Source organism: Nostoc sp. DedQUE04, from assembly GCF_034530995.1.
Classification (GTDB): Bacteria; Cyanobacteriota; Cyanobacteriia; order Cyanobacteriales; family Nostocaceae; genus Nostoc.
On the sequence record NZ_JAVRCA010000006.1, the window covers coordinates 1 to 12722 of the forward strand.

9 protein-coding genes are annotated in these 12722 nt (G+C 46.9%); 5 read left to right on the forward strand and 4 right to left on the reverse strand.

The window, feature by feature from the left end; all coding sequences use genetic code 11:
• The first annotated feature begins 320 nt into the window (after positions 1–320).
• The 5 genes from RM049_RS05615 (at position 321) to cheB (ending at position 9134) form a co-directional block, all read left to right on the forward strand.
• The gene (locus tag RM049_RS05615; RefSeq protein WP_322685020.1) at positions 321–1778 is read left to right on the forward strand and encodes a methyl-accepting chemotaxis protein; all 1458 of its coding nucleotides are present in this window, start codon (positions 321–323) and stop codon (positions 1776–1778) included.
• A gap of 512 nt (positions 1779–2290) precedes the next feature.
• Complete coding sequence (locus RM049_RS05620; protein WP_322670071.1) at positions 2291–3697, forward strand: HAMP domain-containing methyl-accepting chemotaxis protein; 1407 nt, start codon at positions 2291–2293, stop codon at positions 3695–3697.
• A 21-nt stretch (positions 3698–3718) separates the two neighbouring features.
• Positions 3719–5299 (forward strand): methyl-accepting chemotaxis protein, encoded by a 1581-nt coding sequence (locus RM049_RS05625; RefSeq protein ID WP_322703475.1) that lies wholly within the window; start codon positions 3719–3721, stop codon positions 5297–5299.
• Between the two features lie 185 nt (positions 5300–5484).
• Positions 5485–7842, forward strand: coding sequence for a hybrid sensor histidine kinase/response regulator (locus RM049_RS05630; RefSeq protein ID WP_322703476.1), 2358 nt, complete (start codon positions 5485–5487; stop codon positions 7840–7842).
• 164 nt (positions 7843–8006) lie between these two features.
• Positions 8007–9134: a chemotaxis-specific protein-glutamate methyltransferase CheB gene (cheB, locus tag RM049_RS05635; RefSeq protein WP_322703477.1), complete on the forward strand. Its 1128-nt coding sequence runs from the start codon at positions 8007–8009 to the stop codon at positions 9132–9134.
• 165 nt (positions 9135–9299) lie between these two features.
• On the opposite strand, the gene RM049_RS05640 is transcribed toward cheB, so the two are convergent.
• The 4 genes from RM049_RS05640 to RM049_RS05655 all read right to left on the reverse strand — a co-directional run bounded on the left by RM049_RS05640 (position 9300) and on the right by RM049_RS05655 (position 12676).
• Positions 9300–9893: a Uma2 family endonuclease gene (locus RM049_RS05640; RefSeq protein ID WP_322703478.1), complete on the reverse strand. Its 594-nt coding sequence runs from the start codon at positions 9891–9893 to the stop codon at positions 9300–9302.
• A complete protein-coding gene (locus tag RM049_RS05645; RefSeq protein WP_322703479.1) occupies positions 9832–9993 on the reverse strand; it encodes a hypothetical protein in 162 nt (53 codons plus the stop codon). Before RM049_RS05645 ends, RM049_RS05640 begins: the two co-directional genes overlap by 62 nt.
• Positions 9994–10155: 162 nt before the next feature.
• Entirely contained in the window at positions 10156–10539 is a 384-nt protein-coding gene (locus RM049_RS05650; RefSeq protein WP_193948593.1) for a response regulator, read from the reverse strand.
• Between the two features lie 97 nt (positions 10540–10636).
• Complete coding sequence (locus tag RM049_RS05655) at positions 10637–12676, reverse strand: GAF domain-containing protein (protein ID WP_322703480.1); 2040 nt, start codon at positions 12674–12676, stop codon at positions 10637–10639.
• Between the last annotated feature and the right edge of the window lie 46 nt (positions 12677–12722).

A 12722-nucleotide genomic window follows, 5' to 3' on the forward strand; every position in this document is an offset into this window, starting at 1 on the left:
CCCTTTACAAGGGGGGACTAAGGGGGGTAATTCGACTTGTGTGTACACCGTAGCCTTTTTAAGGGGGGTTAGGGGGGATCTAAACGTGCTTAAAATCACAGCAAAACACTTTTCAAACAACCTCTAACGCTTATAAATCTAGGGTTAGGTTTTGTTCCACAGATTATCAATGAGATTCGCAGCAAACTCGCAGAGATAACGCAGTCGATATACAGAATGTTGTGCAATCTTCCGTTGATTCAAAAGTCCGATCGCAAAGATTACAAATGATAGAAATATTGGGAAATCCTTGAACTCATTCATTCACAACAGATAACAAAATGCAAAGTAAGCGAAATTGGAAACTGAGATACTGGATTATGGGCAGCTATGGAGTTCCCATTCTGGCGTTGATAATTTCTGCGGGGCTGATATTTATTAATATCAACCTGGTGAGTCAGCGATCGCAAGATTTAGTTTCTTCCTATAACGTTAATTCAGCGATTAATGCCCTTGCCACGAATGTGCAGAGCGGTTCTAAGTCAGTTCGGGGCTATTTGTTAGAAAAAAATCAAACATCCTTTGACGAATACCAAAAATCTCAAAGAAGCTTCAACGAGCTTTTGTCAAAGCTAATGTCGCTTGCCAGAACAGAGCAAGAGCAACAGTCATTAACCAGGCTAGAGGGACTGCTGAATAATTTAATGCTTGTCGAGGATGATTTGATTGGCAAAGTGAATCAAGGTAAGGTTCAGGAAGCTGTTGAAACCTGGAGTCACGAAAATGCTCGCAGTATGGTCGATCGCCTGACAAGTGCGATCGATGAAGTTCAGCGCCGAGAAGACCAGAATGTAATTTTGGCTGCCAAGCAACAACAAGCAGCGCTCGATACGCTCAAGCTCACAATTCTGTCTGCAACTGGACTTTCCTTGCTGTTGTCGGTTTTGACTGGCATCTGGGTAATTAGCCGCACTGCTCGACGGATAAATGAATCAGCCAGTGCGATCGCTACCTCAACGGCTGAAATTGCCGCCACAATCGAGCAACAAGAGCGCACTGCCAACCAACAGGCAGCCTCGGTCAGCGAAACCACCACTACAATGGACGAACTCAGCGCCTCTGCTCAACAGTCTGCCCAGCAAGCATCCACTGCCTCAACCAGCGCTCAACAAGTCTTAAATTTGGCAGATCAAGGCAATCAATCACTGAACCGCACCTTGGAAGGAATGGCAGCCTTGAGCCACAGAGTCAGTGCGGTAGCAGACCAAATGCTGCGCTTGAACGAACAAACTAAGCAAATTGGCAATATTTCCGGGTTGGTGAGCGACTTAGCAAATCAAACCAATATGCTAGCGCTAAATGCGGCAGTAGAGGCAGTCCGGGCAGGGGAACAAGGCAAAGGCTTTGCAATCGTCGCCGCCGAAATTCGCAAACTGGCAGATCGAAGTAAGCGATCGGCTGAAAAAATTAATGTGCTGGTGAATGATATTCAATCCGCCATTAACTCAACCGTTGTGATGACAGATGAAAGTACAAAAACTGCTCAACAGGGGGCGGCAATAACTAAGCAGACGGTGGAAGTCTTTATCAGTGTCACCGATGCCGTCAACCGGATGGTGTTGAATATTCAGCAAATCTCGCTAAACGCTAGCCAGCAATCCATTGCGGTTCAGCAAATTTTACAGGCAATGAATGCACTCAATAACTCTGCTAGAGAGACAGCGATCGGCATCAGTCAGACTCGCGTTAGCACTCACCAACTCAATGATGCAGCTTATAAGCTACAGAGTGTTGTGTAATCAGGGGCAGGGGCAATGTAACAAAGGTGCAGGTCAATGCAACAAAGGCGCAGGTTAATGTAACAAAGATGCAGGTTGATGTAACAAAGATGCAGGTCGATGTAACAAAGATGCAGGTCGATGTAACAAAGATGCAGGTCGATGTAACAAAGATGCAGGTCAATGCAACAAAGATGCAGGTCGATGTAACAAAGGTGCAGATTAAGAGATTTGTGTGTATACCGCAATACTGTTCGGTTAAGGATTTTTAACTTGAAATTGGGCTTTGGGAGAAGTTACTGGGTTTAGGTTAAAAGCTTTTCTTTCCCCCTTCCCCCTGCTCCCTGCCCCCTGCTCCCTGCTGCCTTCCCCTTCCCCCTTTAACCAAAAGGTATTGATGTATACCGTAGCTTGATGGGTCAATCTAAAATCTAAAATCGTTCGACTGAGCGTAGCCGAAGTCTAAAATCCAAAATTGTGTAATAGCAATATCTGGAAATTCTCGAACTTATTCACTTACAGGAGATCGCAAGATGGAAAGCAAACGAAACTGGAGACTAAGATACTGGATTATTGGCGGGTATGCAGTTCCCGTGCTGGCATTGTTAATTTCTGCCGGAGCAACGATCGTCAATATCAACACGGTGAACCAACGGTCAGAAAATTTATTGTCTTCTTATGACATTAACTCAATACTCGACGATCTTTCTGTTAGTGTGCAAAGTAGTTCTAAGGCAAATCGAAGCTATTTGTTAGAAAAAAATCAGCAATCGTTTGAGAGCTACCAAAAGGCTCAAAAGGATTCCAAGGAATTTCTAGCAAAACTGATGACACTTGCCCGATCGCAAGAGGAACGACAGTCTTTAACCAAACTAGAGGAACTGCTGAATAAACAGATTGCTTTTGACGATAACCTGATGGCAAGAGTGGATCGGGGCAAAGTCAAAGAAGCCGTTGCAAGCTGGAGTCAAGGAAATTCCCGCAATCAAGGGCAGGATGTCGTAGACATGATTGGAGAAATGCAGCAGCGAGAAGATCAGACTTTTGCAATTGCCGCAAAAGAGCAGCAAGAGGCGCTCAATGCGCTTAGGTTCACGGTGATGTTAGCTAGTGGACTCTCTTTGGTGCTATCTATTTTAATTGGCATCTGGGTCATTAGCCGCACTTCCCGCCAGATGAACGCCTCTGCTGGCGCGATCGCAACTTCTACAACCGAAATTGCTACGACGATCGAGCAGCAAGAACGCGCCACCATCCAACAAGCCACTTCTGTCAACCAAACTACCACGACAATGGATGAATTGGCGGCTTCCTCGCGCCAGTCTGCCGAACAAGCAGAAGCCTCAGCCGCAGGGGCGCGGCAGGTGTTGTTGCTGGTAGACGGTCGCACTCAAGAGGGTCAGTTCAGCCAATCGAGTCTACGCGAGAAAGTAGGCGATATTGCCGCCCAAATTCTCCATTTAAGCGAACAAACCAATCAAATCGGCACGATCTCCACCCTGGTTAGTGATTTAGCAAGTCAAACTAATATGCTGGCGCTCAACGCAGCAGTAGAAGCCGTGCGAGCCGGGGAACATGGCAAAGGCTTTGCAGTAGTTGCTGCCGAAATTCGCAAACTGGCAGACCAGAGTAAGCGATCGGCTGAAAAAATTAATCTACTGGTTTTAGACATTCAAAAATCGACCAATTCCACCGTGATGGTGACAGATGAAGGCACGAAAACCGTAGAAAAGATTGTGGATGCCATCAAAACGATCGCGCTAAATGGTCAACAAATTTCCCTTACTTCCAATCAACAGGCGATCGCGGTGCAACAGGTGGTAGAAGCCATGAACTCGCTGAATATTTCCGCCAGAGAAACCGCCTCTGGTATTAGTCAAATTAAAGTCGGTACCCAACGACTGAATGATGCCGCCCAAGAACTAAAAGCCGTTGTCTAAAAATGTATTTGAGTTACAAGTATGTTAAAAAATATGTCTCTGCATGGACGATTGATGGGTTCATTTTTGCTGATGGGCGGTGTCGTTTTGGTCGTAGGGTTTTTCGGCTGGCGGGGTACTCATCAATTAAGCAGCCATATCGACACCCTCAGTAATAACAGTCTCCCCAGCATCGACGGATTGTGGAGAGTTAATGAAGGGCAGACCCAGATCCAGTCGGCAGAGCGAGCGATTATCAACCCCGAACTCCCCGCAGCAGCCAAACAGTCTGAGTTAAATCGAATGCAGGCAGCCTGGAAGCAGATTGACGCAGGTCTTGAGGAATATGAAACCACACCCCGCAGCCCCGACGAGGACAAACTCTATCAGACGTTTAAGCAACAGTGGCAGGCGTGGAAGCAAGATCATGCTGCCTACCTTCAGGCTTACCAGGATTTTGCCCGGTTAGGTGTTGTAAACCCCACTGCCAGACAGCTGGAATTGACCAGCCAGAAGCGAGAAAATTCTCCAGAAATGAAGGTGGCGATCGCTGCTGCCGAACGACTGACAAAACTCAGACAAAACGCTGTTGTCAAAAATGATGTTTCCTTTGCGGCTGCAACTAATTCATTGTTGCAACTGATCAAAATTAATCAAGATACTGCTGAAGATGCAAATAAAGCCGCCAGTGACGATACCCACTTGACCACAGGTTGGGTGGTTACTGGGATTATTGCTGGGCCTCTAGGGGCAATCTTACTAGGATTTTTTCTGAGCAACAAAATTGCTAAACCGTTGACAGGCAAAATTGCTCAAATTGTTCAAACAATGGCTGCTTCCACCAATGAAATCGCCGCTGCGGTTGAGCAACAAGAACGGACTGCGACTCGGCAGGCAAGTTCTGTCAATCAAACCACTATCACCATCGATGAATTGGGAGCCTCATCGCAGCAGTCAGCCGAACAAGCAGAATCGGCGGTAGCAGGCGCACGGCAGGCGTTGATCCTTGCAGGTAACGGTGCTGATGCTGTAAAACGCACCCTCAAGGGCATGGAAACCCTACAGCAGAAAGTCGCAGCGATCGCCGACCATATCGCACGCTTAAATGAACAAACCAAGCAGATTGGCAGTATCTCTGGTCTGGTGGGCGAGTTGGCAAGTCAGACTAATATGCTGGCGTTAAATGCGGCTGTAGAAGCAGTCCGGGCAGGGGAGCATGGTAAAGGCTTTGCTGTTGTCGCTGCTGAAATTCGCAAACTAGCAGACCAGAGCAAAAAATCAACCGAAAAGATTAACACCTTGGTAGGCGACATTCAATCTGCTATCAGCATCACTGTCATTGTCACCCATGAAGGCACTAAAACTGTGGAAGAAGGGACGCGAATTGCCCAGGAAACGTCAGAATCCTTTGCTGGTGTAGAAGTTGCAGTGAATAATATTGTCATCAACAGTCAACAGATTTCACTCAATATCAACCAGCAAGCGATCGCCATTCAGCAAATTGTCTCTGCCATGAATGACTTGAATATTGCTGCGCGTGAAACTGCCAGTGGCATTAGCCAGAGCCGCTCTGGTACTCAACAACTAAACGAGTCAGCGCAAGCACTTAAGGCAACCATTTAGTCGCTCAATTTTGGATTTTAGATTTTAGATTTTAGATTGAAACCAGCAATCAAGTCAGGCGCTTGTCACTTAATTTGAGATTTTGGACTTAAACAAGCTCAGTCGAACCGCTTTTAAATCTTCAATCCAAAATCCAAAATCCAAAATCTAAAATTCCCTCGCTCAACCCCTAATTACTTAAAACTATGATGATCGATGATGAAGAACTGAGAGACGTTTTCAAAGTAGCCAGCGAAGAACATCTGCAAAACCTGGATGATGGATTACTGCATCTGGAAAACCATCCCAACGATCTGGCTGTCCTGGAAGCCTTGATGCGAGAGGCGCATTCCCTCAAAGGCGATGCCAATATGCTGGGAGTCAAAGATGTAGGCACTCTAGCACATCAAATTGAGCATATTTTGACTCAACTCAAGCAACAAGAAAACCCTGCGTCCTCGTTGGGCAATGATACAACAGAATCACCCTATGAACGTCTCGCTCATGCGATCGCTGCTATCCGCAAACTCGTTCATGAAGCCGTCACCGGAGAACCTGCCAAGGTTGATACCTTTTCTGTTCTGGCCGAATTGATGGGAGCGCAGCCAGTAAAAAGGGAAGATAATCCGACTCAAGAGCTAGAAGTCAACAGTAGTGAAGTAATAAATACAGTAAAAAACAATACTTTTGATAAAGAGCGAGAGTCAAAGGAAAACGGAGCAATCCAAAATCCAAAACTTGTACTGAGTGAAGTCGAAGTATCCAAAATCGTTCGACTGAGCCAAGCCGAAGTCCAAAATCCAAAATCCCCCACCAATAGCTACCGCATCGAAACCATCCGCGTTGGTACTCGCCACCTGGATACGTTGATGACGCAAGCAGGGGAGTTAACTGTAACCAAAATTCGGATTGCTCATCGGCTGGGAGAAATTGAGGCGATCGCTAATTTGTGGGAAGAATGGAATCGAGATTTATTCACTAATCGGTTTGCGTTCAGCCGAGAGCAACAAGGTGATGTCGCCCTGCAACGTCTAGAAACTTTTCATCATCACTCGGAAAAACGATTAGAGCAATTGGGTCATTTGGTGAAAACCTTGCAGAGTTCCCTTTCGGAAGACACAACCCGACTGGAACAACTCAGTAGCGATTTAGAAGAAGGTATTCGTACCCTGCGATTGCTGCCCTTTGCAACGATTTTCAACCTCTTTCCTCGGATGGTGCGCGATCTGGCGCAGCAGCAGGGAAAATTGGTGCAGTTGATCGCAGAAGGCAAAGACACCCTTGCCGACAAACGCCTGTTGGAAGAAATGAAAGATCCGCTAATGCACATTCTGCGAAATGCGATCGATCACGGAATTGAGCCACCACAGGAACGGGAACGGCTAGGAAAACCAACAACGGCAACGATTCGGCTCAAAGCTTACCAAACTCCCACTAACATTGTGCTGGAAATCAGTGATGATGGGCGGGGGCTTGACCTGGATAGAATCAAACAAATAGCGGTGAAACGGGGCATTTGCGGTGAGGAAGAATCAGCAGCAATGACTCCCAGCCAGATCCAGGCGTTGATCTTCGCACCGGGATTTTCAACAGCCCCCCTAGTGACAGAAGTATCAGGGCGGGGTGTGGGGCTGGATGTGGTGCAAACCAATGTCGAGAAATTGAAAGGTACAATTCAGGTAGAATCGGTTCCCGGACTGGGATGTACGCTGCGCGTCAATCTCGGTATCACCTTAGCAACCGCCCATGTCTTGATTGTGCAAGTGAACCAAATGCCCTATGCCATTCCAGTGGAGTTTGTCCAAACCGCTTGCTTAATCAAGTCAGAAGAGATTTTTCCCTTGGAGGGACGGGACACAATAATTCGGGATAGTCAACCCATTTCGATTGTGCAGTTGGCCGATCTATTAGAACTGCCCCCGATGCCATCTGGATTAACTCAAGAAACAGCGCTTTCCTGTATTATTCTTCAGGTTGGGCAAGCACAACTGGGTGTAGTGGTGGATGCCTTAGTGGATGAGCAAGATGTATTGATTAAACCCCAAAGTCATTTACTTAAACGAGTCCGCAATGTTTCCGGGGCAACAATTTTAGGCACTGGAGATGTGTGTATGGTGCTGAATCCCCAGGATTTGGTGAAGTCAGCCCGATCGCGATCGCAGTCCATTTCTTCTACCCAAACTCGTCAACTTGCGCCTACAAAACCAACCGTTTTATTAGTGGAAGATTCTATTGCCACACGCACGCAAGAAAAGCGAATTTTAGAAACCGCAGGTTATCAAGTGATTACTGCTGTGGATGGTTTGGATGGATTGAACAAACTGCGATCGCACACCGTTGATGCTGTTGTTAGCGATGTGCAAATGCCAAATCTCGATGGCTTGGGGTTAACTGCTAAAATCCGCCAATATCAGGAATATAGCGAACTTCCAATTATCTTGGTTACTTCGCTTGCCAGCGATGAAGATAAACGTCGGGGTGCGGAAGCCGGAGCCAATGCCTACATTATCAAAGGCAGCTTTAATCAAGAAGCCTTGCTGTCAGCCCTCAAACGGTTAGTGTAGAGGTTTGCGGATGAATGAAGAATAATTTTCTCGTATAGCCGTAGTCACATAAGTTAGGACATTTTGAAAATGTGAATGCTAGGAATAGTAATAGTTTTACCTTCTGCCTCCAGCAAGAACTGCCTTCTGCCTCCTGCTATAAAATCTCAACTTAATGTCAATTCATGAAAAACTCTGCCCCGATTCGCGTCTTTCTGGTGGAGGATTCGCTCGTCGCCTTAACCATCCTCAAGCGAATTCTGGCGAGTTCCCCGGAAGTGGATGTGGTGGGAACTGCTCCCAATGGCGTGGAAGCATTGGAGCGAATTCCAGCCGCACAGCCGCAGGTAATCTGCACCGATTTACACATGCCCAAAATGGATGGACTGGAACTAACCCGCCGGATTATGGCAGACTATCCCCGTCCCATTCTGGTGATCAGCACCTCCGTCAACACTCAAGAAGATTCTCGCAATGTTTTTAAACTGCTGCAAGCGGGTGCTTTGGATGTTTTTCCCAAACCCAACATTGACTCACTTTCAGACTATGAACACATCAAGCACGAATTAATCAACCGGATCAAAGTTCTGGCAGGGGTTACAGTCTTTACTCGCCACACTTCCCGTGCGGCGGTAGAACCCAGAATGCATTCTGTTAGCCCCAAAAGTAAGCCAGAATTATTCAGCCCAAAACCTGTCAGTAACTCGCAGTTCCCCATTCGTAATTCCCCGTTTTCCCTGCCCAAAGTCGTGGCGATCGGAGCCTCTACAGGCGGCCCCCAGGCATTGTACGCGATCCTAAAACAACTGCCTGCCAACTTTCCCGTACCCATTCTGTGCGTCCAACATATCAGCGAAGGATTTCTGCAAGGACTGGTAGATTGGCTAGCAGCAGAATGTTTCCTGCGCGTGACGATCGCCCAACCGGGAGAATTTCCCAAACCGGGTACTGTCTACTTCGCTCCCGAACGACAACACCTGCAACTCGACACTCAAGGGCGATTTATCACCATCAGCACCCCTGCCGTTTCCGGGCATCGTCCCTCCGTTACAGCTTTGTTTCAAGCCGTTGCCACCTGCTACCCGCGATCGGCGGTTGGTATTTTGCTGACTGGCATGGGACGGGATGGTGCAGATGGATTACAAGCGATCGCCCAAGCCGGAGGCACTACCATTGCCCAGGATGAACAAACCTGCGTTGTCTTCGGGATGCCCAAAGAAGCGATCGCTCTGGGAGCCGCCCAACATATTTTAGCGATCGGCGAAATTGCTCCCATGCTATTGAATCGAATTTTCAGTTATAGGCTAGGTTAGGCGTAGCTATAGCACAAGCCTTGGTGGTTAGGACATCATCTGTTGATGAAACTTAGACACAAAAAGACTTTTCACCCAGTCCCCAGCGATGCACTGAGCTTGTCGAAGTGTCCCTAGTCCCCAGTCCCTTGCTATATAACGTGCAACGCATCTTAATCCAAAAGGCTAATTTTGTCCAAATGCCAGAATCTGAGCAGCACTCAACTTAAAATCAGGAACGATCGCCGATACTAGGGGAGTGTCACCCGTATAAATCGTGTCTTCATATTGCCCGTTCACCCATAAGCACAGCGTCATTTGTTGCCTTTCCGGGTCAATAATCCAGTATTCCGCAATCCCTCGCGCCGCATATTCTGTGCGTTTGTAACGATAGTCTCGGTCGCGGTTGTCTTGTCCGGGTGAAACCACCTCAACCACCAAGATTGGCGGTGGCATATCTTGGGTAATTGTGTTGCTGCGTTGTCCTGCCAGCGTTGCGTATCCTTCTTCACTCAGTATGGTCAGATCGGGTAAGCGCACCTTTGCTCGTTTGCCACTCACCACAATTTCCATATCTTTGAGGTTGATCGGCACAATCGAAATGTATTTTGCTAATTCCAACATCAGAAGTTTGGCAAGCTTGCAGTTTTCTGGGGATTCAGTCGGCACTTCTACTAATTCTCCATCTACAAGCTCATAGCGCGTGTCAGTACCATTGTCATAGGCAAGGTATTCCTCCATTGTCATCAACTTGGGGACGTTGGGTGCAGTTTGAGTCATGGGTAGAAATCTCCGCGATCGCCGCCGCAAAGCTGTCAGGATAGAAAACTGGCTGTGCCAATCTTAGCAAATCCTCATTCTGCGCTAATGTTTTACCCATCGCACACTGTTAAGCTAAACCACATCTAGTTTGCATATCTAAGATTGATATAACTATTGTGGGGTGGGCAGCGTTCGACTGAACTTCGACAAGTGTTACAGTGAGCCTGTCGAACTGCTCAGTTACCGCGATCGCGCCGAAGTCTGATGAACAAGCAGCAGATCAGGAGCCAATAAATTTTCGTACAGCTTCGCGCAATTGTTCAGCATCAAAAGGTTTGATCAGATATTCTGTTGCACCCGCCAGATGACCCTTCACCCGGTCGAAGGGGGAATCTTGAGAAGTCACCATAATCACGGGCAAATGCTGAAACTGGGGCAGGCTCCGCACCGTGCGGCAAAACTCCAACCCGTTTACATCCGGCATTTGCACATCCAATAGCAAGACTGAAATTCGTTGATGATAAATGATCGACAGGGCATCAACCGCGTTAGCAGCTGTTATTACTTGATAGCCCGGTTCTAACGCTCGTTTAATCATTTGATGAATCACAGGGCTGTCATCAAGCGCAAGAACAATCGGTGAGCTTGTCGTACCATTTGACATACTTTACAAGTCGATGAGTCAATCATCGTTGGCGTTTACTCTAGCATTCCCAAAGTAAGACTTGAACAATTGATATTTTGATAATTTTATACATACTTTAAGTACTTTTAACCAGAGGCTCAACCGGAATTTGAATCAAGAACTCGCTGCCTTTCCCCAGTTCTGATGAACATTTCAAAATGCCGCCATGTTTTTCAACCACAATTTGATAGCTGATGGACAGTCCCAGCCCGGTTCCCTTGCCGATGGGTTTGGTGGTGAAGAATGGATTGAACAGTTTTTGCTGGGTTGTTTCTGTCATCCCAGAACCGTTATCTCGAATCCGAATCACTACACTATCTGCGTGGGAGAATTGGGATAGATCGGAACTACCCGATTCTCTACTAATGAGTTCTGTTTGAATGGTAACGATCGGATTAGGCGTTTCATCTAAGGCATCGATCGCGTTACCCAAAAGATTCATAAATACTTGATTCAATTGCCCCGCATAACAATCAACAGGCGGTAAATTGTCGTATGCTTTAATCACTTGAATCTCAAACTTGGCACTAGTTAATTTCAACCGACTCTTCAAAATTAACAACGTGTTGTCAATCCCTTCATGGATATCCACAGGTTTCATCTCGGCTTCATCCAGGCGCGAGAAGTTCCGCAGAGATAGGACAATTTGCCGAATTCGTTCTCCACCCATTTGCATCGACGACAATAGATTAGGCAAATCTTGCATCAAGAAATCAAGATCGATGGACTCTATCTTTTCCTGAATAGCATCAGTTCCATTGGCATAGGTTGCTTGATAAAGATGCAATAGTTCCAGTAAATCCCGAACATAGTTGGTTGCATAAGTAATATTACCGTTAATAAAGTTAACCGGGTTGTTGATTTCGTGGGCAACTCCGGCCACCAATTGTCCCAGGCTCGACATCTTCTCTTGCTGTACCAGTTGCATTTGGGTTTGCTGTAACTGGCTCAGGGCGTTTCCTAGATAATTGGCTTGAGTTTGAGCGGCAAAGGCGGTTGCTCGTGTTTGGGCAAGCAGTTCTGCCTGATCGAGAGCGATCGCTACTTGATCGGTGACAGCTTTGAGTAACCGGACTTCGCTATCAGTCCATTGGCGCGAACCGCGACAGTGATGGCAAACAATAGCACCCAATTGACTAGAATGGGTTCTCAGTGGCAGCAACAGCACCGAGGTTACTGCCAGTTGATGCAGCAGGGCGCGATCCTCCGGGGTGAGTGCCTCTGAGGTAGTAGAAACATCCTCAATCCTTAGCATATCTAGATTTAAGATAGTTTCTGCCAGAACGGAGCCTGGCCCAAGAGAAAGTTCCCCCAACGCCATCTGAATCTCTGGGTTAGTCGCTTCGTGAGTCACCATAAAGTTGAACCGATCTTTGTTGGGCAGACACCACACAAAGTCACAGCGATCGACTTGCAACAGACTATGAATCTCATTTACTGCCGTTTGTAAAATCGTGTCCAGATCCAGAGAATTACGGATTTGATTTGCCAGATTAAACAGAATTGAATCTTGTTGACCAACTAATTCCTGAGTAATCAATTGCTGTTTTAGTTGTTTGATTTCCGGGATCGTTTGACGCAGCTTCGTGGTGTTGCGCTTTAGCTCCAATTGCGCTACCACTTGGTGGCTGAGTGTCTGCAATCCTTTTTGTTGTTTCTGACTCAGATCGCGCGGTTCAATGTCCATGACGCAGAGTGTACCCAAGACACAACCGCCAGTTATTACCAGGGGCACTCCGGCATAAAACCGGATATTGGGAGCATTTATAACGAAGGGATTGGTGGCAAAGCGGGGATCGGCCAGAGTATCTGGAATTACAAATATATCTGACTGGCGAATGGTGTAGTTACAAAATGCGAGGTCTCGGCGAATTTCTGTTAATGTGATTCCCACCTTAGACTTAACCAACTGGCGATCGGCTCCGATAAAACTCACCAGTGCCATTGGAGTTTGGCACAGATCGGCTGCCAGTGCTGTTAAGTCATCTAATGCCCGATTGGGTACAGCATCCAAACCCTGAAATTGATACACTGCTTTGAGCCGTGTCAGTTCGTTGGTGCAGGCCATCTTTGTGCAGGGGAGCATGGAATCAAGTAATAATTCAGGGATTTTCATAGTTTTATTTTAATTGAGGGGCGATCGCTAATTTGACACTGAAACA